This is a genomic window from Streptomyces sp. NPDC051041 (assembly GCF_044456065.1).
GTDB classification, from domain to species: domain Bacteria; phylum Actinomycetota; class Actinomycetes; order Streptomycetales; family Streptomycetaceae; genus Streptomyces; species Streptomyces glaucus.
Window position 1 is genome coordinate 46,997 of the sequence record NZ_JBITFM010000023.1, and the last position, 25,899, is coordinate 72,895.

A 25,899-nucleotide genomic window follows, 5' to 3' on the forward strand; every position below is an offset into this window, starting at 1 on the left:
CAGCGGCAGGGGGGAAGGCCGCCGGGATGAAGTCGGCCAGTTCCTCCGTCTACGACATGGCGGCCATCCTGTCCGGTCGTGGCGAGCTGTGGAACTGGGGGATGTACGACCCTGATCTGGCAGCCGGGATCGAGGCCCGGCTGCCCGGGTTCACCGAGTTCGGCACCGACGGTTTCAGCGAGCAGCTCTACTGCCTGGCCCTGCGCGATCTTCCGGACGGCTTGGACGGGTGCGCCGGCCGGGCGGTCCTCGAGGTGGGCTGCGGGACGGGCGAGGGGCTCAACTTCCTGTCCCGGCTCGTTCCCGGCGCCCGGATGACCGGCCTGGACCTGTCGCCGAAGGCGATCGCCCGGGCCGAGGCCACCCTGGCGCGGGGCGAGAGCCTGCGCTTCGTTCATGGCGATGCCGAGAAGCTGCCGTTCGAGGACTCCTCGGTGGATGTGCTGATCAACATCGAGAGCTCGCACACGTACCCCGATCCGGGCCGTTTCCTGCACGAGGCCGCGCGGGTGCTGCGTCCGGGCGGGACGCTGTCGCACATCGACGTGTTCACCCGTCAGCGGCTGCGGACGATGCGCGGGCTCACCGGCAAGATGCCCCAGCTGAAGTGGATCGGCGATCACGGCGTCTCCGGCGAGGTCCGCGCCGCGGTGCGCCGCCGGATGGCCCCGGGCAGCCGCTTCCGCCGCACGCTGGACCGGCGGCGGATGAACCCGCTGGTGCGCGCGGTCGCCACGCACGGTCGGATCCTGATGTTCGGCGGCATGTTCGGCGGCATGTTCGCCGGCTACCGGCCGCCCGCCTCGATCAAGGTGCTCGGCCGGCTGGGTCTCGTGCCGTGGATGAGCGGTCTGCCGATGGACAGCCACCGGCACCAGGTCGCCGTCCGGGTGTGAGGGGGAGACGTGACCGTACGGCTGTTCGCCGTCGCCGCCGAGACCGAGGACGGCCTGCTCGCCGCGATCCGCGGGCACGCCGGCCGGATCCGGGCCGGCCGGGGCCTGCCCTCGCCGGCCCGGTACTGCCACGACACGGCAGCCGGGACGGTCGGCCTGGCGCACCGGGCCGCTGTCACCGCCGAGTCCTACGACGACCTCGCCGCGGGCCTGGACGAGCTGCTGCTGGGGCGGGCCGACCAGGCGTCGGCTCCGGCGCTGTCCCACCGGCCGGGCCTGGTGTTCGTCTTCGCCGGTCAGGGCGCTCAGTGGGACGGCATGGGCCGGGAGCTGCTGGCCACCGAGCCGGTGTTCCGCGCGGCGCTGCGGCGAACGGGTACGTGAGCTGGCCGGCTTCTCGGTGATCCAGCAGCTGCGGGCCGGCCCGGCGGCATCGCGGCTCGGTGAGATCGACGTGCTGCAGCCGACGATGGTGTCGTTGCAGATCGCCCTGGTGGCCCTGTGGCGCAGCTGGCACGTGGAGCCGGACGCGGTGACCGGGCACAGCATGGGCGAGATCTCCGCCGGGTACGCGGCCGGAGCGCTCGGTCTCGACGACGCCCTGCTGATCGCATGCCGCCGCAGCGCTCTGCTGCGGCGCATCGCCGGCCGGGGTGCGCCGGCCACCACCGAGCTGTCGCCCCAGGCCGCGCACGCCCTGGCCGCCTCCGGCGGAGGCCGTATCTGCGTCGCCGGGGAGAACAGTCCCCGTTCGACCGTGCCGGCCGGGGACACCGCCACGCTGACCGCTGTGGTCGAGGACCTCGACCGGCGCGGCGTCTGCTGCCGGATGGTGCGGGGCACGGTCGCCTCGCACAGTCACTACGCCGACGAACTGCGCGACGACCTGGCTACGGCGCTGCGCTCGCTGAGCCCGGTGCCGTCACGGGTGCCGATCTGCTCGACCGTGACCGCGGCGCCGGTGCCCGGCACCGGGCTCGGGCCGGCGTACTGGATGCGCAACCTGCGCGAGCCGGTCCGGTTCGCCGCCACCGCCGGCCGGCTGGCCGAGGACGGCCACGAGATCTTCGTCGAGGTCAGCACCCATCCGGTGCTGCTCAGCAGCCTGCGGCAGACGCTGGAGAGCGCCGGACGGCCGGGGGAGGTGCTGCCCTCCGGCCGCCGGCGGACCGAACGCCGGGCCATGCTGTCGTCGCTCGGCACGCTCTTCACCTACGGCCGCGACCCGCACTGGCCGACGTCCGCCCCGCCGGGGCCGGCGCTCACGCCCTGCCGGGCCGCCGTCCTGGCGGCCGTCCGGTGCCCGCGGCCCTCGCCGGGTGCGGCGGGTTCAGGATGACTGGCCTGGCCCGACGAGGGAGACGAGCCGGTAGGCGCCCGACTCGCGGTGCAGGAAGCCGTCGTCGACCAGGAACCGCCGCAGCGAGACCGGGTCCACGGTGGTGCCCTCGCACCACGGCCGCAGCAGATCGGTCAGGGTGCGCTCGTCGTACTCCCGGTCGGCCTCGAAGGTCGTCGCCGCGACGTGGTCCAGCACGGCCCGCCGGGTCTCGTTGTCGTCCTCCGGCAGCCGGAGCAGCACAGTGCCGCGGACATAGCCGCGCAGCGCGGGATCGGGCTGTTCGGCCTGCGCCTGCTCCTGCAGGCGCAGGCCGGCGGTCTCGGCCGCGGTGGCCAGGGCGGCCTCGTCGACGGCCAGCCGGCCCCGGCTCCTGGCGACGACCAGTCCCTCGCGCAGCAGCCGGCCGATCGCCGGGGCGGCCTCCGGGGCGGCGAGCCCGGTCGTGGCGAGGATCTGCGCGGACGTCGACGCGCCCAGGGCGATGGCCGAGAAAACCCGCCGCAGAGCGGAGTCGGAAAGGAGAACGGTGAATGTCTCGGGCGTCATCGTCCCCGCCGCTTGATCTTGATGGTCTCCAGGTCGGTGCAGACGGACCGCAGATCGCGCACATCGGCGCCGAGGTCCCGGACGGCGGTCGTGGCCAGTTCCTCGGCCCCGGCGACGACCTCGTCGATCCTGTCCTCGGCGTCGGCCTTCACGACACAGCGGAAGGTGAAGGTGAGCAGGGTCCGCTCGTAGGTGACGGTGCCCTCCTCGGTGAACTTGGACTGGAACAGGTCGTGCTTGTCGGCCACGGCCAGCAGCTTGGCGCGCTGGTCGTCGTCGAGCGGCGCGAATTTGCCGTAGACGATGATCTGGTAGTTCTTGCGGGGCACGGTGGTGCTCCTCAGGTGTCGGGGGGCGGGGACGGTCAGGACACTCCCGGGCGCTGCGGTCGCCGCGGCAGCAGGAACAGCAGGAAGACCACCGCGGCCAGGCCTGCGGACGCCCAGTGGAGGGCTTCGCTGAAGGTGGCGGTGAACGTCCCGGAGCTGATGTCGGCCAGGGCGTTTCCGATCGCGGTCTGCTGGGCGGGGTCATCGGTGCCGAGGGCGCGGCAGGTGTCGGGCACGGCGGTGAGGCCGGCCTGGTCGTGGGCGTCGACGGCGCAGGCGCGGATTGCGTCCTGCTGCGAGGCGACGGCCGGGACGTTCGGCAGCACCCGGTCGGCCTGCGTCCCCGCGTTGGTGGCGAGGCCGGAGAAGAAGACCGCGCCGATGACGGCCACGCCGAGGGCGGCGCCGAGCTGACCGGCCGCGTTGATCAGGCCGGACGCCGCGCCCGCCTCCCGCGGCTCGACGTCGTTCAGGGTCATGCCGGTCAGCGGGGCCAGCAGCATGCCCGTCCCGGAGCCGAGCAGCAGCATCGGGACGACGGCGTGCCAGGAGGTGATCGATTCGCCGGCCAGGCCGGCGATCCACGCGTACAGCAGAAGCCCGGCCGTCATCAGCAGCGCCCCGGCGAACAGGCAGTTGCGCCCGTAGAGGGGGAACAGCTTGCGGACGGCGAGGTTGCCGGCGATCGGGACACCCAGCGAGAACGGGATCGCGGTAAGACCGGTGTGCAGCGCCGACCAGCCGAGACCGCCTTGCAGGTGGAGCGTCCAGCTGAGGAAGAAGCCGGCCGGGATGCAGCTGAACAGCAGCTGCGCGCCGACCCCGGCACCGAAGGTCCGGATCCTGAAGAGGGAGAGGACGACCAGGGGCGACCCGTCCTTGGCGGTCTTGTACCGCTCGTGGTACACGAACGCCACGAGGACCGGCACGGAGGCCATCAGCGAGGCGATGCTCCAGGCCGGCCAGCCGAGTTCGCGGCCGCGCAGCAGGGGCAGCAGCAGCAACAGCAGGCCGGTGGTCACCAGCACCATGCCGACCAGGTCCAGCCGGGTGGCACGGGGCGACTTCGACTCGCGCATCCACATCGCGCCGGCGATCAGGGCGGCCACGCCGAACGGCAGGTTGACCACGAAGACGGTCCGCCATCCCAGGCCGCCCGGATCCCAGGAGACCAGCACGCCGCCCAGCAGCGGTCCGGCGACGACGGCCAAGCCGATCACGCTGGCGTACAGGCTGACGACCCGGCCGATCTCCTCCGCCGGGAAGGTCACGTAGACGATTGCCAGGACCTGCGGCACCATGATCGCGGCGGCGATGCCCTGCAGCACCCGGGACGCCACCAGGACTTCGGCGCTGGGGGCGAAGGCGCACAGGGCCGAGGCCACGACGAAGCCGGCGACGCCGGCCAGGAAGGCCCGTTTGCGGCCGAAGATGTCGCCGAGACGGCCGCCGGTGATCAGCGTGACCGCGAAGGACAGGGTGTAACCGACGTTCAGCGCCTGGACGGCGGCCGAGGAGGCGCCGAGGTCCTGCTGGATGCTCGGGATCGCCACGGTGACGATGTTTGACGTCGAGCAGGTCCATGAAAGTCGCGGCAAGCAGGACGATCAGCGCCGGCCGGCGCTTGGGGTCCGGACCGTCGGCGGCGACGAGCGGTCCGAGAGCCGCTTCCGCCGTCGTCGGCTTCGCTTCCTCGCTCATGGGGGGTATTCCAGTTCCTCGGTATGGCGCGGCCGGGAGAGGGGACCGGCCGACGGCTCAGGGGGCGGTGCCGCTCTCCGGTGCGGGCGGACCGGTTGGTTCGGTGGTTCCGGCCCGGGCCAGCGCGGTCCACGACCGCATCAGCAGATCCACCACGTCCATGACGCCCCCGGCCGGGCTCTCGCCGGCCGAGAGCACGCGCTGGATGGAAAGCCCGTCGTCCAGGGCGTGCACGATCAGGGCGAGCAGCTCCACCGGCGCGGGCGGGGTGACCGAGCGGGCGGCGAAACCCTGCGCGAGGGCCTGGGCCATCGCCTCGCGGGAGCGGCGCTCGCGGTCGGCCAGCACGGACAGCACTGCAGGATCGCGCATGCCGTAGAGCCACAGCTCGGTGCGCAGGGCCAGCCAGCCCGCGAAGTTCTTGTCCCGCTCGCGGTGCCAGGTGCGCAGGTGCTCGATCGTCTCCTCGAACGAGCCGGCGTTGGCGCTGAGTGCCTGCACCTCGGCCAGTTCGCGCTCGGTGCGCTGCTCCAGGAGGGCCAGGATCAGCTGTTGCTTGCCGTCGAAGTTGCCGTAGAAGGCACCCCGGGTGTACCCGGCGCGTTCCACGATCTGTTCGACCGAGGTGCCGTTGACGCCGCATTCGGCGAACAGGTCGGCAGCTGCCTGCAGCAGCTCCTGGCGCGTGATCTCCCGGCTCTCCTGCCGGGTGAGTCGTTTGCTGATGATCGGCCTCCTTCCGAGAACTCAGATACAGTATCGCATTCCGATACAGTCCTGTATCTGAATAGTGCATGGTTCACCCCGGGGCGTGCCGCACCGCTCGCCAGCGGCCCCCGCCAACACCCGGATCAGCGCTGTGAAGCTAGCGAACGGGGATGCCGGTGACCGGAACATGCGATGGGACGGACATCGAGTTCGACCTGTCCGACGTCAACTTCGTGACCGACCGCGAGGCGGGGGAACGCTGGACAGGAGCACCCCGACCGGTGTGCCCGGGCCGCTTCTCCGACGGCAACGACGTCCACGTCGTCACCCGCTACGAGGCGGTCCGCAGCCTGTTCGCCGATCGCCGGGTCAGCAACCACCCGCCGCAGGGCGTCCACCTCGACAGCATGCGCCGCCGCGGCGTGCCCGAGGAACTGCTCAAGTACTTCGACTCGACGATCATGACGATGGTGCCGCAGGACCACCGGCGCGTGCGGTCCCTGATCGACCGGGCGTTCTCGGTGCGCCGCGTCAAGTCCCTGCGCCCCCGGATCGAGTTGCTCGCGGACCAGCTGCTCGACCGGATGGCCCCCGAAGGCGAGACGGACCTCGTCGCCGCATACGCCCACCCGATCTCCACCACGCTCATCTGCGAACTCCTCGGCGTCGACGACGAGTACCGCGACCAGTGGCTGAAGTGGTCCGAGGCGTTCACCACCTTCGTCCGCCCCGACCCGGAGATCCTGCCGCCCGCGCTGCACGGCATGGTCGACACGGTCATCCGGCTGACAGGCGCGCGCCGCGCCCAGCCCGGCGACGACCTGATCTCCGACCTGGTCCAGGTCAGCGACGAGACCAAGAAGCCCGACGAGGCCGAACTCATCGCCCTGGTCCTGGTCTTGGCGCAAGCCGGCCTCGACACGGTCCGGCACTCGATCTCGCTCAGCTTCTTCAACCTCCTGACCCACCCCGACCAGCTGGAGCTGGTCAAGACGCAGCCGGAGAACACCGTCCGGGCGGTACGCGAGCTGATGCGCCACTCCGGCCCGATCAAGATGGCCCTGCCGCGTTTCGCCGCGGAGCCGATCGAGATCGACGGGGTGACCATCCCCAACGACGGCCAGATCCAGCTCGTGGCCGGCGCCGCCAACAACGACCCCGAGCGCTTCACCAACCCGCGCGTCCTCGACGTCACCCGCGCCGACAACCCGCAGCTCAGCTTCGCCACAGGCGACCACTTCTGCCCCGGGGCGTCGCTGGCCACGGCGGAGACCGAGATCGCGCTCAACAAGCTGTTCGCGCGCTTCCCCGAGGTGCGCCTGGCCGCCGACCCCGACGACGTCGGCCCGCGCTTCCTCAAAGCCGTCACACGACTGCCCGTCCGGCTCGTGTGACCACCGTTTCCATGCCCGACAACGACCAGCAGGACGAGTTGTGTTGCAAAAAGTATTAGGAACGCAGTACCTGACCCCTCTGCGTGAGGGCGGATCGCTGCCCGGCTTGGTAGAAGCCGACAACGACGGCATCTACGTCGTGAAGTTCCGTGGCGCCGGCCAGGGCACCGCGGCCCTGGCCGCGGAGATCGTCGTCGGCGAGCTCGGCCGGCGCCTCGGCATCCGCGTCCCCGAACTCGTCACCGTCGACATCGACCCGCAGATGACGCGCCGCGACCCCGACCAGGAGATCCAGGAACTGCTGCGGGCCAGCGCCGGCGAGAACCTGGGCATGGACTTCCTGCCCGGGCCGATCGGTTACGACGGTGTCGGATAGGAGCCGCCCGCCGAGGAGGCCGCCAGGATCTACTGGCTGGACGCGCTGACCGCCAACGTCGACCGCACCTGGTCCAACCCGAACCTGATCATCTGGCACCGCCAGCTCTGGGCCATCGACCACGGTGCCGCACTGCTGTTCCAGCACTCCTGGCCGGCCGTCACCGCCTGGGCCGAGCGCCGGTACGACCTGTCCCAGCACGTGCTCGCCGACCTCGTCGCCGCCCTCGACCCGGCCGTGCTCGCCAAACTCGACGCCGAACTCGCCGAGACGGTGACCGCCGAGGCGCTGACCGAGATCACCGCCCTGGTCCCGGACAGCTTCCTGCTGAGCATGAACTCCGTACCACAGGACGCTGACCCGGCCGACCTGCGGCAGCGCTATGTGGACTACCTGCTCACCCGATGCGCCGGCTCCCGCGCGTGGTGGCCGGAGGAGGACGCATGACCACCGCCACGCCGTCCGTCCTCAGCTTCGACTACGCCCTGCTGCGCGCCGTCCCACGAGTCGACCGCAGCGAGCAGATCAACGTCGGGGCGCTGCTCCACTGCCCCGGCGCGGACTTCCCCGGCGCCGCGGTCCACATCGACGCCGACCGGCTTCGAGCGCTCGACCCCGACATCGACATCGGCATGGTCACCGCCGCCCTGGACACCATCCGCGCGGTGTGCGCGGGCGGACCCGAGGCCGGCCCCGCCGGGGCCGGCACGCGCAGGGCGCGCTTCGGCTGGCTCACCGCACCCCGCAGCACCGTGATCCAGACCAGTCCCGTGCACGGCGGACTCACCACCGATCCGGCCGCCGAGCTCAAGCGCCTGATGGGACGGCTCGTGCACTGACCCGGGCGGCGGCCCGCCGGTCCCCCCGCTTCCGCAGTCGCGTACACGGAGGAACACAGATACAGGACATCATCAGCGCCGTTCCCGACCCGGACACCCGGCCGGAGGACTTCGCCGCACTGCCCGTCCCGGAGAGCTACCGCGCGGTGACCCTGCACGCGGACGAGATCGAGATGTTCGTCGGAGTCGCGGCCCAGACCGTGACCCGCGCCGGTCGGTGCACCTCGACGAGGTCGCCGTTCCCCAAGTCGGACCCGGTGAGGCGCTGGTGGCGGTGATGGCCAGCTCGATCAACTACAACACCGTGTGGTCCTCGCTCTTCGAACCGTTGGCGACCTTCACGTTCCTGGCCCGGTACGGCCGCCGCTCACCCCTGGCCCGGCGGCACGACCTGCCCTACCACGTCATCGGCTCCGACCTCTCCGGAGTCGTGCTGCGCACCGGGCCCGGCGTGTTCGCATGGAAGCCCGGCGACGAGGTCGTCGCGCACTGCCTGTCGGCCGAGTTGGAGGCGCCCGACGGGCACAGCGACACGATGCTCGACCCGGACCAGCGCATCTGGGAGTACGAGACCAACTTCGGCGGCCTGGCCCAACCGGCGCTGGTCAAAGCGAACCAGCTGATGCCCAAGCCGGCGCACCTGACATGGGAGGAGGCGAGCACGCCCGGTCTGGTCGCCTCCACCGCGTACCGGCAGCTGATTTCCCGCAACGGCGCGGCGATGAAGCAGGGCGACAACGTGCTCATCTGGGGCGCATCCGGCGGCGTGGGGCGTTCGCGACGCAGTCCGCGCTGGCCGGCGGCGCGAACCCGATCTGCGTGGTGTCCAGCCCGGCCAAGGCCGCCATCTGCCGGGCGATGGGCGCCGACGCGGTCATCGACCGCTCCGACGAGGGCTACACGTTCCGGAAGGACGAATACACCCAGGACCCGGCGGAATGGAAACGGTTCGGCCGCCGGATCCGGGAACTCACCGGCGGTGAGGATCCCGACATCGTCTTCGAACATCCCGGCCGGGACACCTTCGGCGCCTCGGTGTACGTCACCCGCAAGGGCGGCACCATCGTGACCTGCGCATCCACCTCCGGCTACCGCCACGAGTACGACAACCGCTACCTGTGGACGTCACTCAAACGGATCATCGGATCGCATTTCGCCAACTACCGGGAGGCACGGGAATCCAACCGCCTCATCACCAAAGGAAGGATCCACCCCACCCTCTCCCGGACATACGCCCTGGAACACGCCGGTCAGGCAGTCGACGACGTGTACCGCAACCGGCACATCGGCAAGGTCGACGTGCTGGCCCTGGCACCGCACGAAGGGCTGGGCATCCGCGACACCGCGATGCGCGACCAGCATCTCGACGCGATCAACCGCTTCCGGAAAACGGAGCCGCCGCAAAACCGGGAACTCGTACGACCGGCGATCCCCGCTGAACCAGGAGACACCACGTGCCCGTACACGACGGCGCTCTCCACACCGTGGGCGACCTCCACATGTCACACCCGGACAACCAGGACTGGCCCATCGCGGCGCCGATGACGTGGCCGAGACCAAACCTGCTCCAACAAGGACGGCCCCAGGCCATCTGGTTCCCGGGAAACCACGAGCGGTGGACCCATCCGCAGGACGCCGTCCACGCACGCGGCGCGGCACGCGACCATGGTCCGGATGCGCCGGAAGAACGACGTGCCCACCCCGGAGAACGAGTACGCCGTCCGGCAGGGCGACGGCGGGCAGATCACCGCCGCACCCCTGTTCCAGCTCTACGACAACTCCTGGCCGGCGCCCGACACCACAAGGCCCACCCGGCCAGCCCGTTCAAGACGTTCGGCGCGCCGGTCGAGCGGATCCAGAAGGCCAATCAAGGAGGTCTTCGATCTGCGCACCGCCAGATCACCCGCGACCCAAAGCTGCCGCGCCCGATCCACCAGCAGGCCGCAGTGCACCGGTACTTCGGGCGGGAGCTGTCGGACCTGAAGCGGGAGAACGCCGAGCCCGCCCAGAGCCTCAAGGACATCGCGTCCTGAACCGCACACCTTCATGGAAGGGAAACAAATGACCGACAAAAACCTCGTCACGGTCCACTGCGATGCCGATCCCGACCAAGTCTGCAATCTCCTTGACCAACAAGGTGCAGTCGTCGTGAAGGAATTCCTGAACCCCGAAACCCGACAGGCACTCTGGGCCGACCTGCGCCCGCCCTGGAGAAATTCGGCTACGGCGACAATGACTTCTCCGACCACAAGACCAAACGGATATCCTCGCTGTTCGCCCGTAGCCGGCACATGACCACCGTTGCCCTGCACCCCTTGTTCCTCGGCGCCGCCCGCCGACTCATCCAGCAGCCCGTGCCGATGTGGTTCAGCGGCCAGCAGGTGAACATCTCACCCAACAACCAAGTCAGCGCAACCCAAATGATCCAGATCTGGCCCGACGAGGATGCTCAGTGGCTACACCGCGACGATACCTCCCACCTGCGGCCCTACCCCGCACCTACCACCCGGGTCCAGGTCATGGTCGCGATGACCGATTTCACCGCGGAGAACGGCGCGACCATGACGATCCCGGGAAGCCACCGCTGGGACGACGAGCGGGCACCACAGCGCGACGAGGCGGTACCGGCCGAGATGCCGACCGGATCCGCACTAATCCGGCTCGGCGGTCTCTATCACGGCGGCGGGCGTAACGCGCCCACCGAGCCGCGCACCGGACTGACCCTGTCGTATATCGCCGGCAACCTGCGACAGGAGGAGAATCAGTATCCCGCGGTGCCGATGAACGTGATCCGCGAATACCCCGAAGAGTTGCAGCGTCTGCTGGGCTACGACGTCTGCCCTCCATTCCTCGGCTGATATGAATCCAGCAACCCGCACACCCTGCTCACCGAGCGCGCCGATTGACGAACTTCCCCCGCCAGCCGCCAACCGCCTTCAACGTTGACCAAGACCATGCGGGCAGTGACGTCGCGGAGGTTGCGAGCGGCAGCCCGTTCGGCCTCGCCGAAGATGACCAGGAGCTCGCAGCGCTCGATCTCGGTGAGGCCGACTGACACGGTCAGCCGGCCCCCCGACTCAGGCACACACCGTCTGCAGCAAGCGGCGAAGACGAAGCCGCATCCCAACCCGCAGCTGCCCCACCAGCCAAGGCAAGAACTCACTCGGCCGGACCAGCGTCCACTGCGGTGAAACTCATCCGGGAAATCCTGCCCTGGACAACCAACCCGGAAGCGCAGGAATACGCGCACGGAGTTACTTCCTCAAGCCAGAATGGCTACCTGCCCTGCCTGCGCCATACGTCGAGGACCCGCGTGACGCCCTCCAGCCCCGCAAACACCCAGCACCCCACTCGACTGGCCTTGCGTACCGACCAGCAGGAAGACATCGCCAACACAGTCCGTCACCTGCGCCCCCGCACACCCGCGGCCACGTCGCCTCGGCCTGCAGCACCGACAAGACCCTCCTCACACTGCGCACCTCCGAGAAACTAGGAGTGCGCCATCTGGCGGCGGCAGTGCCGAGCCCGAACCTGATCGCCCAGCGGGCGGCCACCGCCCGCACCGACTACCTTCGGGGCACGGGATCACCCCGGCCGACCAGCCTTGAGCACAACCAGAACGGAAAGCCGTCGCCATTCACCCAACAACGGGGAAGAACTCAAACTCGAGCCTTCCATAGTTTCTTCTCCAAGGAAGCAGGCCAAGCCTGTAAGCTGAGTTCGAGCATAGGCAGTCGCGCCGAGCGGCTTTCAACCCGACCTCCCTCTCAACCAGCCGGGTCATTCAATTACCTGATTAATAGTCAGGATTGTGCGGACCCAACACGGTTTCCACTCAGTCACATCTTGTCAGCTGGCCTGAGCCGGTCGCGGAGCGATCCGGCTCTTTAACTTACTTACGTATAAAACTACTTGTACTGAGTAAGCCCAGAGAAGTGGGGGGGGGGGGGGGGGGGCGGGGGGGGGCGGGGCGGGGGGGGGCGGCGCCCGCCCCCGGCCCGGGGGGCCCGGGGGGGGGGGGGGCGGCCGGCGCCCCCCCCCCCGCGGGGGGGGCGCCGGGGGGCCCCCCCCCGCCCCCCACGGCCGCCGCGGGCGTGCCGGGGCGGTCAGCCGCCGGTGAACCCCTTCACGGCGTGCTGCGCCGCCAGCCGCACGGGCGCGTTCCGCGCGCCGTAGCCGCGGTAGCCGCCGTCGCGCTGGACCAGCTCGAAGAAGACCCGGCCGACGGTGTGGGTGTAGCAGTGCCGGAACGCGCCGTGCGCGTCCCGGTCGTAGAGGATGCCCAGTTCGCGGTACGTCTCCAGCTCCCCGTCGGCGAACTCGTACCGGGCGGCGAGGTCGTCGTAGTAGTTCCCGGGGATCGGCAGCGGACGGCCGCCGGCCGCGCGGAAGCGGCGGGCCGCGGCGACCACGTCGTCGGTGGCCAGCGCGACGTGCTGGGCGTGCACGGTGTCGTCGGCGGGCGCCGCGCCGACGCCGAGGGCGATCCGGACGCTGCCGTCGGCGTTGGTGACGGCGCGGCTGCGCTGCAGGCCGTAGGGGTCGGCGAGGTCCACGCTCTCCTGGGCGCGCAGTCCGAGCACGCTGCGGTGGAACAGGGCCGCCTCGTCGAAGTGGTGCCAGGGCTGGGTGAGGGCGAGGTGGTCGATCCGGGACACGGCCGCGCCCGGCGGGTCGTGCGGCACGTCGGCGAAGTCGGCCCGCCAGTCGGGCAGACGGGGCCGGCCGGTGGCGCAGAAGAAGAGTTCCGTGCCGTCGGGGGCGGCGACCGCGTCGAGCGGGACGTCCTCGGGGCCGCGGCGGCGCGGCAGCACGGGGGCGAGCAGGGCCTCGGCGCGGCGGGCGGCGCCCGCGGGGTCGGGCGACTCCAGGCCGACGGCGGCGAGCCGGGTGCCGTCGCGGGACACGGCCGGTCCGGTGTTGACCAGGACGCGGGCCTCGCCCTGCTGCCACAGGTCGACGGGCTTGCCCCGGTGCCGCGCGGTGCGGGCGAAGCCCAGCGCGGCGAGCAGCGCGGAGACGGGCGCGGCGTCGGGCGTGACCAGCTCGGCGAAGGCGACGCCGGTGGGCACCACGGGCGCGGGCGGCGTCGCCGCGCCGACGGCCTCCTGGAGCAGCAGCAGGGAGCGCCGGGCGTCCACGGCCGTCGGGGCGGCGGGGGCCTGCCGGAAGACGTCGTTGAAGACCTCCAGCGAGAGCGGGCCGTCGTAGCCGGTGCGCAGGACGTGCCGCACCAGGGCGGCCACGTCGAAGCCGCCCTGTCCGGGGAAGCAGCGGTAGTGGCGGCTCCACTGCAGCACGTCCATCGCGAGCAGCGGGGCGTCGGCGAGCTGGAGGAAGAAGATCTTCTCGCCGGGGATGTCCTCGATGCCCCGGGGGTCCGAGCCGCGGGAGAGGATGTGGAAGCTGTCCAGGCAGGTGCCGAGCGCGGGGTGGCCGGCGGCGGCGACGATCCGCCAGGCGTGGTCGTAGGTGCTGACGTGCCGGCCCCAGGCCAGCGCCTCGTAGGCGACGCGGACGCCGAAGTCCTGCGCCAGGCAGGCCAGCCGGCTCAGCTGCTCGGCGGCGAGCGCGTCGTCGTCCACGGCGAGCGGGTCGACGCTGGAGCAGACCAGGACCGTGTCGGCGCCGAGCCTGTTCATCAGCTCGAACTTGTGCCGGGCGCGCCGCAGGTTGCGGGCGAACACGTCGGCGGGCACGGCCTCGACGTCCCGCATCGGCTGGTAGAGGTCGATCGTCAGGCCGAGGTCGGCGCAGCGGGCGCGGACCTCCTCGGGGGTGAGGGGGCTGGCCAGCAGGTCGTTCTCGAAGATCTCCACGCCGTCGAAGCCGGCCCGGGCGGCGGCCGTCAGCTTCTCGGTGAGGGATCCGCTCAGGGAGACGGTGGCGATGGACGTGCGCACGTCGGTGCCTTTCTCTGCGGTCGTCTGCCGTGGTCCGCGCTACCGGGGGCTTCCCACGGCGCCCGCCAGCCCGGCGAACTCCGCGAGCATCCGCGCGGCGTCCGGTTCCCGCCCGGTGAACAGGCGGAACGCGTCCACGGCCTGGAAGACGGCCATGCCGCCGCCGTCGAGGACGGGGCAGCCCAGCGCGCGGGCGGTGCGCAGCAGCTCGGTCTCCAGCGGCCGGTAGACCACCTCGGCGATCCACAGCCCGGGGTGCAGCAGCTCGGCCGCGAGGGGCAGTCCGGGGTGGGCGGCCATGCCGGTGGGGGTGGCGTGGACGACGCCGTCGGCCCCGGTGAGCAGCTTCGGCAGCGCGTCGGGGGCGGCGCAGGCCGCCCGGCCGGTGCCGAAGTGCCGGTTCAGGGCCGCGGCGAGGGCGGCGGCCCGCTCGGGCAGCGCGTCCACGACGGTGATCCGCCCGGCGCCCAGGGTGAGCAGGGCGTGCGCGACGGCCGCGCCCGCGCCGCCCGCGCCGAGCTGCACCACCCGCTCCAGCGGTGCGTCGGGCAGGCCGCGGGCGAAGGAGGCGGCGAAGCCGGTGACGTCGGTGTTGTGGCCGATCGCCCGGCCGCCGTCGAAGACCACGGTGTTGACCGCGCCCAGCGCCTCGGCCTGCGGGGCCAGCTCGTCCAGGTGCCCGACGACCAGCTGCTTGCACGGGTGGGTGATGTTCAGGCCGTCGAAGCCCAGGTCGCGGGCGGCGCGCACCAGGTCGCCCACCGCCTCGGGCGGCACGCCGAGGGTGTCGATGTCGATCAGCCGGTACAGGTAGCGCAGCCCCTGGCGGTCGGCCTCCCGCTCGTGCAGGGCCGGGCTGAGCGACGGGCCGATGCCGGAACCGATCAGGCCGACGAGATACGAGTCCTTGGCCACCGCGGACCTCCAGAGCGGCTCGATTATGTACGAACTAGTGAGTTAGTCATAGCAGCAAGCCCCCGCCCTTGGGAAGCCTCCGGGCCCCCTCGCCCGGCACGGCGGCGGAGCCGGGCTTCTACAATCACCGGCACTGGCCCCTTGCCCGAAGGAATCCGATGACCAGCGTCGACGAACCGGTACGACCAGGCGGGCGCACCCGTGACGCCGCCCGCACCAAGGCCGAGATCCTCGACGTGGCCACCCGGGAGTTCGCGCGGGCGGGCTACGACGGGGCCCGCGTCGACGAGATCGCCGCCCGCACCCGCACCACGAAGCGGATGATCTACTACTACTTCGGCGGCAAGGAGCAGCTGTTCACGGCCGTGCTGGAGCGGGCGTACGGCGTCATCCGCGAGGCCGAGCAGCAGCTCGACGTCGAGCACCTGGACCCGGTGGCGGCCATCCGGCGCCTGGCGGAGCTGACCTTCGACCACCACGAGCAGCACCCCGACTTCATCCGCCTGGTCAGCATCGAGAACATCCACGAGGCGGAGCACATCGCGGCCTCGGAGGAGCTCGGGAGGATGGGCTCGCCGGCGCTGGAGGTGATCCGCCGGATCCTGGCGGAGGGACGCAGGTCGGGGCTGTTCACGGCCGACGTCGACGCCGTCGACCTGCACGCGATGATCAGCGCGTTCTGCTTCTTCCGGGTCTCCAACCGGCACACCTTCGGCGCCCTGTTCGGCCGCGACCTGGTCGATCCCGCCCAGCGCGAGCACTACCGCGCCATGCTCGGCGACATGGTGATCGCCTACCTGACCGCGGAGCGCGCGGCGGACTGAACCGCACCGCACGCGCACGGCACGACCCCTTGACACCCGGGAAACGTGGGCGCAACATCCCTACCCAACCCCTACTAACTATCCAGTGGGTTAATTAGCCGGGTCGCGCCCGGCACGGCCGACCCGTCACCCCAGGGAACCGGCATCCCTCCCCCGCGTCCCCGTCCGCCTGCGCCGGACTCCCCCCGAAGGAGCACGCCGTGTCCGTCCCCGCCCCCGACGCCCCGCCCGGGCAGCCGAGGAAAGCCGCGACCGCCGCCTGGATCGGCAGCGCCCTGGAGTACTACGACTTCTTCATCTACGGCAGCGCGGCCGCCCTGATCTTCCCGGAGGTCTTCTTCGACGAGTCGGACCCGGCCACCGCGACCCTGCTGTCCCTGGCCACGTTCGGCGTCGCGTACGCCGCCCGGCCGCTCGGGGCGTTCTTCCTCGGCCACTACGGCGACCGGATGGGCCGCAAGAAGATCATGGTGTTCACCCTGATCCTGATGGGCCTGTCGACGTTCCTCATCGGCTGCCTGCCCACGCGCGACCAGGTCGGCACCCTCGCGCCGGTGCTGCTGGTGCTGTGCCGGGTGCTGCAGGGCGTCTCGGCGGCGGGCGAGCAGGCCAGCGCCAACTCCATGACGCTGGAGCACGCGCCGCCGGGCCGGCGCGGCTTCTTCACCAGCTTCACCCTCAGCGGCACCCAGGGCGGCCAGCTGCTGGCCACCCTGGTCTTCCTCCCGATCGCCGCGCTCCCCGAGGAGCAGCTGCTGTCCTGGGGCTGGCGGATCCCGTTCTGGCTGAGCGTCGCGGTCGCCGTCGTCGGCTACGCCATCCGCCGCAACCTGGACGAGACCCCGGCCTTCGCGCAGCAGGCCTCGCGCGAGGGCGTGGTGAAGCTGCCGCTGGTGGTGCTGGTGCGGGAGCACTGGGCGGACGTGCTGCGGGTGGTCGCGGGCGCGCTCATCGCCTCGGTCAGCACGATCTTCACGGTGTGGGCGCTGGCGTACGCGACCGGCGACTCGGTGGGGATGTCCCGCTCCTCGATGCTGTGGGTGGGCGCGCTGGCCAACCTGGTCGCGCTGGCCGCGATCCCGCTGTGGGCCGCCCTCTCCGACCGCATCGGCCGCCGCCCGGTGTTCCTGGTCGGCGCCGCCGGCAGCGCGGTGACGATGTTCCTGTACCTGTGGGCGATCTCGACCGGCTCCTACCCGCTGACCCTGCTCCTGGGCATCGTCGCCTTCGGTGTCGTCTACAGCGCCGCGAACGGGGTGTGGCCCGCCTTCTACGGCGAGATGTTCTCCACCCGGGTCCGGCTGTCCGGGGTGGCGATCGGCACGCAGATCGGCTTCGCCGTGGCCGGGTTCGCGGTCACCTTCGCCGCCCGGATCGCCGGCCCCGGCGGCGACGACTGGTCGGCGGTGGCCCTGTTCACGGCGGCCCTGTGCGTCCCGCCGGTGATCGCCGCGCTCTCCGCCCGCGAGACCCACGAGGTGCCCACCGAGCGGCTCGGCGAGCGGGACCGGGCAAAGGCGGCGCGGCCGGAGACGGCGCCGGCCTGACCGCGCCCGCCGTCCGGGCCCCGTGAGCCGTGCCGGCCGCGGGGCCCCGGGGCGCGCCGGAGGGGTCCTAGCCCCGGGGGACCCCGTAGACCCGTTCCACCCGCAGCCGCAGGACGAGGCGGCGGTCGCGGACCATCGCGGCCCGGTAGTCGTCCCAGTCGGGGTGCTCGCCCTGGACGTCGCGGTAGAGGCGGATCAGCTCCTCGACCGTGGCGTCGTGCGGGTCGGCGGCGACCGGCGAGAGGTCGGCCGTGCCCTCGGCGACCGCGTAGGACCACCGGTCGGGGGTGGTCACGTGGTACGAGGCGCGGGGGTCCCGGCGCAGGTTGCGGGTCTTGGCGCGGTCGTCGGTGACCGAGACGCGGATGATCCGCTCGTCGGGGTAGTAGGCGTGGGTGACGTTCGACAGCTGGGGGCGGCCGTCGCGCTTGAGGGTGACGAGCACCCCGCCGCGGCTCTCGGAGAGCAGCCGGAGCAGTGCGTCCTGCGTGGCGTCCTGAGTCATGCCTGCGTCAACGGGCCGGGCCCGGCGGCCCATTCCCGCGGAGGGGGCCGTTCACCGGGATGGCCGGTCCTCGTGAAGATCGCGGCCGTGCACGTGTTCCCCGGTGTTTCCCCGGCCGCGATGAGGTCTGAGGGCGTCCGTGGCGGGTAGGCCGGACCGCACCCCGACGAACGCGACGGAGGAGAGCGATGGCACAGCTGCGACAAGAGGCCGACCCGGACGAGGTGGGGCTGGACCCGAAGGCGCTGGACCGTCTCGACCGGCACTTCGCCCACCACGTCGACGAGGGCCGCCTGCCCGGCTTTCTGGTGGCCGTGGCCCGTGGTGGCCGCGTCGCGCACCTGACCGTGCACGGCCGGCGCGACCTCGCGGCCGGGCTGCCCGTCGAGCCCGACACGCTGTGGCGGATCTACTCCATGACCAAGCCGGTGACCACGGTGGCGGCGCTGCTGCTGGTGGAGGAGGGCCGGCTGTCGCTCGACGACCCGGTGGCCCGCCACCTCCCGGCCTTCGCGCATCCGCGGGTGTACGTCGGCGGCTCCGGCCCGGACACCGAGACCCGCCCCGCCGACGGGCCCGTGCTGGTCCGGCACCTGATGACGCACACCGCCGGCCTGACCTTCGGCTTCTACCGCACCCACCCCGTCGACGCCCTCTACCGCGCGGCCGGCCTGGAGTCGTCGGTGCGTCCGGGCGCGGACCTGGCCGAGACGGTCGACCTGTACGCGAGCCTGCCGCTGCAGTTCGAGCCGGGCACGCAGTGGAACTACTCGGTCGCCAGCAATGTGCTGGGCCGGGTGATCGAGGTGGTGTCGGGGCAGCCGCTGGACGTGTTCCTCGCGGAGCGGGTCTTCGGCCCGCTCGGCATGGCGGACGCCGGGTTCTGCGTCACGGACGAGCAGGCGGGGCGGCTGGCCGAGCTGTACGGGGACCGCGACGGCGGCGGTATCGAGCCGATCCCCGGGCTGCCGCTGCGGGGCCGGCCGCGGTTCCTGTCCGGCAGCGGCGGCATGGTGGCCTCCGCGCACGACGTGCACCGGTTCATGGAGCTGCTGCGGCGCCGCGGCGAACTCGACGGCACCCGGCTGCTCGCCCCCGAGACGGTGGACCTGATGACCCGCAACCACCTGCCCGGCGGCGCCGACCTGCGCGCCTTCGGCAGCCGCCCCGCCCATGACGAGCCCGGCAACGAGGGCGTCGGCTTCGGCCTCGGGGTCTCCGTGGTGATCGACCCGGACCGCACCCAGGCGCCCTCCGGGCTCGGCACGTACGGCTGGAGCGGGGTGGCGACGACGACGTTCTGGGTCGATCCGGGCCGCGATCTGACGGTGCAGTTCATGACGCAGTTGCGGCCGAAGTCCTCGCACACGGTCTTCCCGGACCTCAAGCGGCTGGTGCACGAGGCGATCGCGGACTGAGCCCGGCGGCGGGCCGGGCCGCTCGGCCGCCCGCGCCGGCCCCGTCAGGCCTCCCGCGGCTCGACGCCGAGTTCGCGGCAGGCCTGGTGGAACCGGTCCAGGCAGCGGCCCCAGGGGCCGCCCGCGCCGAACTCCAGCAGCAGCGGCAGCAGCGCCGCCGAGAAGTCGGTGCTGGACTCCTCCGGCAGCAGGGACGGCAGGTTGTCGATGGCGATCAGATCGAGCGGGGGGTCCTCGCGCAGCCGGCGCGCGGGCTCGTCCCAGTCGGTGGTGCGGTCGTAGACGGGCAGCACGTTCAGCGGGGAGCCGACGTCGCAGGTGACGTCGCACAGGGTGCGCAGCCGGCGGGCGGGGTCGTCGAGGTCCCGCTCGCGCAGGAAGGGCGGGACGGGGCTGGTGGCGAGCACGGCGTTCACCATCACGTCGTGGCCGAGCAGGGCCCGCCGGTCCAGGTTCCCGGTCTCCGCCAGGTCCCAGGCGGTGGGCTCGACGCCCGCCGCGGCGAACGCCGTCCGGGCGCCCCGGCCGCTGCGGCCCAGGGCGCCGGTCACCAGCGCGGTGAACTCCGCGTCGCCGGCGGCGGGCCGCAGCGCCTGGTCCAGTTCGTCCCTGGTGGTGGGCGTCAGCGGCGCCGCCAGCCTGCCCCGGTGCCGGAGCACCGCCAGGGCCGCCCCCAGGTAGCCGGCCCAGAACCCGAAGGCGGTCAGGCGCCGGCCGGTGTCGTCCACCAGGTACTCCAGGTCGTACAGTCGTCCTCCCCCGGCGGCGAACCGCCGCAGCAGGTCCGCCGCCCCCGGCTGCCGCTTGTAGGCGTGCCCGAAGAAGACATGACGGTGCGTCAGCCCGGGGGGCTCGTCGGGGAGTTCCTTCAGCCCGACGACGACGGCGGCCCGGGGCGCCGACACCCAGGAGCCCGCGGGCGCGACACGGCAGCCGACCGCCTCGTACTCCGCCACGGGGAAGATCCGCTGCGGGGACTCCTCGACGGTGAGGACGGCCCCGCTCTCGACGAGCCGACGGGCGTCGCGGGGCACGATCGGCGTACGCCGCTCGGTGCCGCGGACCTCGTGGCGCAGCCACAGGTGGACGTCGGTCATACCGGGTGGGCCTCCGGGCGCGGGGCGCCTGCCGCGGACCGGCCGGCGCTCGACGGGCTGACGTCACGACGATACGCGGCCGGGGTGCCGGGCGCGTCCCGGCCGACCGCGGTCACGGCCGAGAGCGCGCCCAGCCGTGACCGTCGCCGGGACGACCCGCGGCACGGCGCGCTCGCGGGCGTTGCCGCCGCTCGGCGCGACCGGGTCGTCGACGCCGCCCCGTGCGGCCAGGGGCCCGTCGCCCGGTGACGGCGGGGACTCCCCCGTGGCGCCGGGGCTCTCCCCCCTCGTGGCAGCCGGAGCTCCGCGGTCCCTGACCGCGGGAGCGCTTCCCCGGCGGCGGCGGGGAACCCGTCGCTCAGCGGCGGCGCGGCAGCAGCGCGACCGCCGCGAGCGGTACGGCGGCCAGCGCCAGCCAGGGCACGGCGCCCGGCAGGCCGCTGTCCAGCAGCGTGCCGGCCGCGGAGCTGCCGGCCAGCACGATCAGCCCGGACACCGAGGACAGGGCCCCCGTGTAGAGGCCGAGCCGGCCGTCCTCGGCGAGGTCGGGCACCCAGGCGCGGGCGACGGGCGCGACGAGCATCTGCCCGAGGGTGAGCAGGACGACGAAGGCGGCGGCGGGCAGCAGCCCGGCGGTGCCCGTCCAGCCGGCGGGCCGGGCGAGCGCCACGGCGGCGAACCCGGCCGCGACCAGCAGCAGTCCGGCCGCCATGGACCGGCGCGGGTCCAGCCGCCGGCCCGCCCAGCGCGTCACGGGCAGCTGCGCGGTCACCACCAGCAGCGAGGACAGCGCGAACAGCCAGGCCAGCGGCGCCTGGGAGCCGGCGGCCCGCTCCACCTCGGCGGGCAGGGCCAGGTAGAGCTGGTTGTAGGCGAGCAGGTAGGCGCCGTACGCGCAGCACAGCGCGAGGAAGCGGCGGTTGCGGACCAGCGGTCCGAGCCCGCCCCGCAGCCGGGTGCGCGTCCGGCCGGGGATGTGCTGCGGCAGCAGCCGGGCGTGCCCGGCGAGGACCAGGACGAAGATCGCGGCGCCGGTCAGGCACGCGGTGCGGAAGTCCACCGCCAGCAGCAGCGCGCCCAGCAGCGGCCCCGTGAACGCCCCGGCCTGTCCGGCGACGGTGAACAGCGCCAGCACCCGGGTGCGGGGCCCGCCGCCCGCCTCCTCCCAGAGCACGGCCTGCCGGGCGACCTCCGACTCGACCGCGGGCGAGAACAGCGCTGCGGCGAACCCGATGAGCAGGACGGCCCCGACGACCGCCCAGGTCCGCTCCGCGTACCCCAGCCACCCGAACCCGGCGACGCGCAGCGCGCAGCCCGCGAGCACCACGGGCCGGACGCCGTACCGGTCGGCGAGCGCCCCGCCCACCACGAACAGGCCCTGCTGGCTGAAGGTGCGCAGGCCGAGCACGAACCCGACCAGCCAGCCGGCCATGCCCACGGTCTGCCCCAGGTGCTCGGACAGGAAGGGCAGCACGGCGAAGAAGCCGACGTTGAAGGCGAGCTGGGTGAGGATCAGCAGCCGCAGCAGCGGTGGGAGTCGGGTGCGCCCGGCGGCCTCGCGCAGGCCCGCCGGCGACGGCGCGGTCATCGCGTCACCGCCGGTTCCCGCGTGCGGGAGGGTTCTTCGGCCACCGCCGTGGGCGTACGGCGCCTCGGCCGGCGCACGCCGCCCGCCGCGGTCACCGCCAGGGCGCCCAGCAGGGCGAGGACGGCCGCCGGGGCGAGGACCGCCCAGGGGGCGCGCTCGGCGTAGGGCTGGTTCTCGGCGAGCAGCAGGCCCCACTCGGGGGACGGCGGCTGGGCGCCGAGGCCGAGGAAGCCGAGCGAGGCGAGGGCGAGGGCGATGCCCGGCAGCCGCAGCAGGGCGTGCCGGACGACCGGCGGCAGCACGGCGGGCAGGAGCGCGCGGCGCAGGATGTGCCGGCGGCCGGCGCCGAGGGCGCGGGTGGCCGTCAGGTGCAGGGTGGCGCGTTCCTGCTGGAGCAGCGCGGAGGTGTGCGCGGCGAGCGGGGCCCAGGCGACGGCGGTCACGGCGAGCGCGGGCGTGGCGGCGCCGCGGCCGGCGACGGCGGTGACCAGCAGCGCGGCGAGGACCGGCGGCACGGCGTTGACGGTGTCGACGAGCGGCCCGGACAGCCGGGGCGCGAGGCCCAGCAGCACGCCGAGCACGAGCGCGGCGGCGCTGATGCCGAGGGCGAGCAGCAGGGTGTCCAGGGCGCCGTGCCCGATCCGGGCGAGCAGGTCCCGGCCGAGCGCGTCGGTGCCGAACGGGTGTGCCCAGGAGGGGGGTCGCAGGCGTTCGCCGGGGTGCAGCGCGAGCGGGTCGCGGGGCAGGCCGAGGGCGACGACGCCGAGCAGCAGGGCGCCGTACGCGAGCGGCAGGACCCCGCGGGCGGGCGGCGCGGGCCGGTGCAGGGTGGGCAGGGCGCCGTCGCGCAGGGCGGGTCCGGTGAGCAGGCGGGCGGCCAGGCGGGCGACGCCGGTCGTCAGGGCGGCGAGCAGCACCAGGGCGAGGGTGCCCGCCTGCAGGACGGGGAGGTCCTGGGCGAGGGCGGCCTGGAGGGTGGTGCGGCCGAGCCCGGGGATGTCGAAGATCTGCTCGACGGCGACGGCTCCGCCGGTCAGGCCGACGGCGAACAGGCCGAGGTTGGGCAGCAGCGCGGGCAGGCAGCGGCGCAGCGCCTGCCGGGCGATGCGGCGGCGGGGGATGCCGCGGGCGGCGGCGGCCGGCGCCCACGGCTCGGCGAAGGCGCCGGGCAGCAGGTCGTCGAGGAGCCGCCCGAGCACGGCCCCGGCGGGCAGGCCGAGGGCGAGCGCGGGCAGCACCGTCCACCGCGGCCCGTACCAGCCGAGGGCGGGCAGCCAGCCGAGCTGGACGCCGACGACGGTGGCGAGCACGGAGGCGACGAGGAACTCGGGCAGCGCGGCGAGCAGCGCGGAACCGGTGCCGCCCCGGCGCACGCGCCCGGCGGTGCGCAGGGTGCGGGCGCACACCAGCGCGGCGGTGCCGGCGGCGGCCACCAGCGCCACCGCCATCAGCAGCAGCGACGCGCCCAGCGCCCGCAGCACGTCCGGCAGGACCTCGGAGCCGGAGATCCACGACCGTCCGGCGTCCCCGCGCACCAGTCCGCCCAGCCACTGCCCGAGCAGGTGCGCCGGCCCCCGGTCCAGCCCCAGTTGCGCCCGGATGGCGGCCAGCGCCTCGGGGGACGGATCACGCTCGGCCGACCTGGCCTTGAGGACGGTGAGCGCCGGGTCGGTCCGCGTCAGCCAGGGCAGCAGGCCGACGCCGCACACCAGCCCGGCCGCGAGCGCGGCGCGCCACAGGACCTGCCGCATCGTCAGCGCCGCGTCCCGGTGCCCACGAGGACGCGCTCGTACGGGTCGAGCAGCACGCCCCGCACCCCGGCGCCGACGCCGGTGACGACGCGCTGGTGGACCAGCGGCACGACGGCGTCGGTGCCGAGGATCGCCGCCTCGGCCGCCATCGCCGCGTCCTGCCGCTTCCCGGGGTCGGCGGTCTGCTCGGCCGCGGCGACGGCCCGGTCGACGGCCTTGTCGCACAGCTGGGCGATGTTGTAGCCGCCGTCGCAGGTGTAGTCGCCGGAGAGGACGGCGACGGGGTCGCCGGTGTCGAGCAGGGTGTTGCGGGCGAGGACGACCGCGTCGAACTTCCCGGCCAGGGCGTCGCTCTCCAGCCGCGAGTACTCCCGCACCTCCAGCTTCACCGTGAATCCGGCCTTCCGGAGCTGCCGCTCGATCACCTGGGCGACCTCGGGCAGTTCGGGGCGGTTGTCGTAGGTGGCGAGGGTGATCGCCGTGCCCTCGGCGCCGCCCGGCCGGGCCCGGCCGACGGGCTCGGTGCGCTTGCCCTCGGCCCAGGTGACGGCGGGCCCGTAGATGCCGGCGCCGGGGTCGGCGTGCCCTTCATACACGTCCTCCGCGAGCACGGAGGTGTCGACGGCCCGCCGGGCGGCGGCCCGCACCCTCGGGTCCTCGAACGGCCCGGACGCGGTGTTGAGGAGCAGGCTGGTGGTGCGGGTGGTGGCGGTCTCCCGGCGCGTGGCCTCCTCCAGGGTGGCGGCCTGGGCGACGGGCACGGCCTCGGCTATGTCGACCTCGCCGGTGCGCAGGGCGTTGGCGCGGGCGGTGCCGTCGGCGATGAACCGGGCGTCGATGCCGGCGGCCTGGGCGCGGCCGCCCCAGTAGTCGTCGAACCGGTCGAGGGCGGCGGCGGAGGACCCGGTCACCTCGGTGATCTCGAAGGGGCCGGTGGCAGTGCCGACGGGGTCGACGCGGCCGTCCTCGCGGTAGGCCTTCGCGGACAGCACGGCGAGGCTCGGGCTGGACAGGCGCAGCGGCAGGACCGGGTCGGGCTCGCTGGTGGTGATGCGCAGGCCGCGGGCGCCGTCGGCCTCGGCGGTGAGGGCGACGCCGGACAGGGCGGCGGGCGCGGGCTCGGCCTCGGCGGCGTGGCCGAGCGCGGCGGCCACCGCGGCCGGGGTGACGTCGGTGCCGTCCTGGAAGGTGGCCTCGCGCAGGGTGAACTTCCAGGTGCGGGCGTTCTCCCGGCGCCAGGACTCGGCGAGCGCGGGCGCGGCGGCGCCGTTGGCGTCGAGGGAGGTGAGTCCTTCGGTGACGCCGAGCCGGCTGAGGAGGGTGGCGTCGGCGCCGTACGGGGAGAGGTTCTCGGCGGGCGGGAAGGCGAGGGCCACGCGCAGGCGGGAGCCGTCCTTGGCGTCGTCCGGGGACGGTCCGTCGCCGGCGGCGAAGCAGCCGGCCAGGAGCGGCGCGAGCAGCGCGGCGGCGAGCAGGCGGGAACGGGGGCGGAGGCGGGAGCGGGGGACGCGCATGATCCTCGGTTCGTCGGAGGCGGGGCGGTGCGGTGGCGCGACGGGCCGCCCGGCAGCTTACATGAAAACGATTTTCACCCTATGGCCGGGTGTCCCGCCGCTCCGGCGACCACCCCACGGGCACCTCGAAGTGCACGACGTCCTGCCCGCCGCCGGGGTCCTCGCGCTCGTCGTGCACGACCTTCCCGACCGACCGCCAGAACGCCTCGGCGCCGGGCACGGACGGATCCGTGTGCAGGTACACGGCCCGGTAACCGCCGTCGGCGACGGCGAAGTCGAGCAGCGCGCCGACGAGCCGCCGCGCGATCCCCCGGCGCCGGTGGCCGGGCCGCACGTAGATCCGCCGCAGCTGCGCCGTCTCCCCCGACGGGAACCGCTCGGCGACGTCCCGCGGGTTCGGCGGGTGCAGGGGGCCGCGCGAGTCCAGCGCGCCGGTGCCGACGACGCTCCCGTCCCGCTCGTCGACGGCGACCAGGAGGGTGTGCCGGGGCGAGGCCAGGTAGGCGCCGGCCGGGTCGATGATGTCGCCGTGCCAGCGGGGGACGTAGCCGGTGCCGAAGTCGCGGTAGACGGTGTCGAGCATCACCGCCCGGGCGGCGTCGAGGTCGTCCGGGGTTGCCGTCCTGATGGTGTAGTCGTGCACTTGCACATCATATGCATTAAGTACGGACGTTGATCATCCGGGCATCCGGACCCCGATTTGACA

At 73.2% G+C, this 25,899-nt stretch carries 22 protein-coding genes and 2 pseudogenes; 12 read left to right on the top strand and 12 right to left on the bottom strand.

Annotated features, from left to right (window positions below; all coding sequences use genetic code 11):
- Positions 1 to 26 precede the first annotated feature (26 nt).
- Both ACIBAI_RS26610 and ACIBAI_RS26615 read left to right on the top strand, forming a co-directional pair.
- Complete coding sequence (locus tag ACIBAI_RS26610; RefSeq protein WP_399038089.1) at positions 27 to 896, top strand: class I SAM-dependent methyltransferase; 870 nt, start codon at positions 27 to 29, stop codon at positions 894 to 896.
- 318 nt (positions 897 to 1,214) lie between these two features.
- Positions 1,215 to 2,235, top strand: a pseudogene (locus ACIBAI_RS26615) (acyltransferase domain-containing protein).
- On the opposite strand, the gene ACIBAI_RS26620 reads toward ACIBAI_RS26615, so the two are convergent.
- From ACIBAI_RS26620 to ACIBAI_RS26635, 4 genes are all read right to left on the bottom strand, one after another.
- Positions 2,227 to 2,784, bottom strand: coding sequence for a DUF2087 domain-containing protein (locus ACIBAI_RS26620; RefSeq protein ID WP_399038091.1), 558 nt, complete (start codon positions 2,782 to 2,784; stop codon positions 2,227 to 2,229). The pseudogene ACIBAI_RS26615 and the gene ACIBAI_RS26620 overlap by 9 nt on opposite strands.
- The gene (locus tag ACIBAI_RS26625; protein WP_399038092.1) at positions 2,781 to 3,113 is read right to left on the bottom strand and encodes a DUF6204 family protein; all 333 of its coding nucleotides are present in this window, start codon (positions 3,111 to 3,113) and stop codon (positions 2,781 to 2,783) included. The genes ACIBAI_RS26620 and ACIBAI_RS26625 overlap by 4 nt, the downstream gene beginning before the upstream one ends.
- Before the next feature lie 35 nt (positions 3,114 to 3,148).
- Positions 3,149 to 4,666 carry an MFS transporter gene (locus ACIBAI_RS26630; protein ID WP_399038094.1) on the bottom strand — a complete coding sequence of 506 codons (1,518 nt, stop codon included), beginning with the start codon at positions 4,664 to 4,666 and terminating at the stop codon, positions 3,149 to 3,151.
- Positions 4,667 to 4,871: 205 nt separating this feature from the next.
- Entirely contained in the window at positions 4,872 to 5,543 is a 672-nt protein-coding gene (locus ACIBAI_RS26635; protein ID WP_399038142.1) for a TetR/AcrR family transcriptional regulator, read from the bottom strand.
- 149 nt (positions 5,544 to 5,692) lie between these two features.
- On the opposite strand from ACIBAI_RS26635, the gene ACIBAI_RS26640 reads away from it, so the two are divergent.
- From ACIBAI_RS26640 to ACIBAI_RS26670, 7 genes and pseudogenes are all read left to right on the top strand, one after another.
- Positions 5,693 to 6,916 (top strand): cytochrome P450, encoded by a 1,224-nt coding sequence (locus ACIBAI_RS26640; RefSeq protein ID WP_399038097.1) that lies wholly within the window; start codon positions 5,693 to 5,695, stop codon positions 6,914 to 6,916.
- 40 nt (positions 6,917 to 6,956) lie between these two features.
- Positions 6,957 to 7,292 carry a HipA family kinase gene (locus tag ACIBAI_RS26645; protein ID WP_399038100.1) on the top strand — a complete coding sequence of 112 codons (336 nt, stop codon included), beginning with the start codon at positions 6,957 to 6,959 and terminating at the stop codon, positions 7,290 to 7,292.
- Between the two features lie 201 nt (positions 7,293 to 7,493).
- Positions 7,494 to 7,739, top strand: a complete 246-nt coding sequence (locus tag ACIBAI_RS26650) for a hypothetical protein (RefSeq protein ID WP_399038102.1) — start codon at positions 7,494 to 7,496, stop codon at positions 7,737 to 7,739.
- Positions 7,736 to 8,131, top strand: coding sequence for a DUF3037 domain-containing protein (locus ACIBAI_RS26655; RefSeq protein ID WP_399038104.1), 396 nt, complete (start codon positions 7,736 to 7,738; stop codon positions 8,129 to 8,131). The genes ACIBAI_RS26650 and ACIBAI_RS26655 overlap by 4 nt, the downstream gene beginning before the upstream one ends.
- Before the next feature lie 59 nt (positions 8,132 to 8,190).
- Positions 8,191 to 9,676 (top strand): annotated as a pseudogene (gene ccrA / locus ACIBAI_RS26660) (crotonyl-CoA carboxylase/reductase).
- Positions 9,631 to 10,164 (top strand): hypothetical protein, encoded by a 534-nt coding sequence (locus ACIBAI_RS26665; RefSeq protein WP_399038106.1) that lies wholly within the window; start codon positions 9,631 to 9,633, stop codon positions 10,162 to 10,164. Before ccrA ends, ACIBAI_RS26665 begins: the two are co-directional and overlap by 46 nt.
- Before the next feature lie 258 nt (positions 10,165 to 10,422).
- Entirely contained in the window at positions 10,423 to 10,989 is a 567-nt protein-coding gene (locus ACIBAI_RS26670) for a phytanoyl-CoA dioxygenase family protein (RefSeq protein ID WP_399038107.1), read from the top strand.
- Between the two features lie 1,248 nt (positions 10,990 to 12,237).
- Here the strand turns inward: ACIBAI_RS26670 and ACIBAI_RS26675 are convergent.
- Together ACIBAI_RS26675 and ACIBAI_RS26680 are read right to left on the bottom strand one after the other, a co-directional pair.
- Positions 12,238 to 14,034: a bifunctional sugar phosphate isomerase/epimerase/4-hydroxyphenylpyruvate dioxygenase family protein gene (locus tag ACIBAI_RS26675; protein WP_399038109.1), complete on the bottom strand. Its 1,797-nt coding sequence runs from the start codon at positions 14,032 to 14,034 to the stop codon at positions 12,238 to 12,240.
- A gap of 39 nt (positions 14,035 to 14,073) precedes the next feature.
- Positions 14,074 to 14,949 carry a shikimate dehydrogenase gene (locus ACIBAI_RS26680; protein ID WP_399038111.1) on the bottom strand — a complete coding sequence of 292 codons (876 nt, stop codon included), beginning with the start codon at positions 14,947 to 14,949 and terminating at the stop codon, positions 14,074 to 14,076.
- Between the two features lie 158 nt (positions 14,950 to 15,107).
- On the opposite strand from ACIBAI_RS26680, the gene ACIBAI_RS26685 reads away from it, so the two are divergent.
- Together ACIBAI_RS26685 and ACIBAI_RS26690 are read left to right on the top strand one after the other, a co-directional pair.
- Positions 15,108 to 15,773, top strand: a complete 666-nt coding sequence (locus ACIBAI_RS26685) for a TetR/AcrR family transcriptional regulator (protein WP_344599827.1) — start codon at positions 15,108 to 15,110, stop codon at positions 15,771 to 15,773.
- Positions 15,774 to 15,973: 200 nt separating this feature from the next.
- Positions 15,974 to 17,320 (top strand): MFS transporter, encoded by a 1,347-nt coding sequence (locus ACIBAI_RS26690; RefSeq protein ID WP_399038114.1) that lies wholly within the window; start codon positions 15,974 to 15,976, stop codon positions 17,318 to 17,320.
- A gap of 67 nt (positions 17,321 to 17,387) precedes the next feature.
- On the opposite strand, the gene ACIBAI_RS26695 is transcribed toward ACIBAI_RS26690, so the two are convergent.
- Positions 17,388 to 17,825, bottom strand: a complete 438-nt coding sequence (locus tag ACIBAI_RS26695; protein WP_399038116.1) for a PPOX class F420-dependent oxidoreductase — start codon at positions 17,823 to 17,825, stop codon at positions 17,388 to 17,390.
- Between the two features lie 188 nt (positions 17,826 to 18,013).
- On the opposite strand from ACIBAI_RS26695, the gene ACIBAI_RS26700 reads away from it, so the two are divergent.
- Complete coding sequence (locus tag ACIBAI_RS26700) at positions 18,014 to 19,243, top strand: serine hydrolase domain-containing protein (RefSeq protein WP_399038118.1); 1,230 nt, start codon at positions 18,014 to 18,016, stop codon at positions 19,241 to 19,243.
- 44 nt (positions 19,244 to 19,287) lie between these two features.
- Here ACIBAI_RS26700 and ACIBAI_RS26705 read toward each other — a convergent pair whose 3' ends face one another.
- The 5 genes from ACIBAI_RS26705 to ACIBAI_RS26725 all read right to left on the bottom strand — a co-directional run bounded on the left by ACIBAI_RS26705 (position 19,288) and on the right by ACIBAI_RS26725 (position 25,842).
- Entirely contained in the window at positions 19,288 to 20,340 is a 1,053-nt protein-coding gene (locus tag ACIBAI_RS26705) for a saccharopine dehydrogenase (RefSeq protein ID WP_399038120.1), read from the bottom strand.
- Positions 20,341 to 20,698: 358 nt separating this feature from the next.
- On the bottom strand, positions 20,699 to 21,928 hold the full coding sequence (locus ACIBAI_RS26710) for an MDR family MFS transporter (RefSeq protein ID WP_399038122.1): 1,230 nt from the start codon (positions 21,926 to 21,928) through the stop codon (positions 20,699 to 20,701).
- The gene (locus ACIBAI_RS26715; protein WP_399038124.1) at positions 21,925 to 23,679 is read right to left on the bottom strand and encodes an ABC transporter permease subunit; all 1,755 of its coding nucleotides are present in this window, start codon (positions 23,677 to 23,679) and stop codon (positions 21,925 to 21,927) included. Before ACIBAI_RS26715 ends, ACIBAI_RS26710 begins: the two co-directional genes overlap by 4 nt.
- A 2-nt stretch (positions 23,680 to 23,681) precedes the next feature.
- Complete coding sequence (locus tag ACIBAI_RS26720) at positions 23,682 to 25,193, bottom strand: ABC transporter substrate-binding protein (RefSeq protein ID WP_399038125.1); 1,512 nt, start codon at positions 25,191 to 25,193, stop codon at positions 23,682 to 23,684.
- A gap of 79 nt (positions 25,194 to 25,272) precedes the next feature.
- Positions 25,273 to 25,842: a GNAT family N-acetyltransferase gene (locus ACIBAI_RS26725; protein WP_399038126.1), complete on the bottom strand. Its 570-nt coding sequence runs from the start codon at positions 25,840 to 25,842 to the stop codon at positions 25,273 to 25,275.
- Between the last annotated feature and the right edge of the window lie 57 nt (positions 25,843 to 25,899).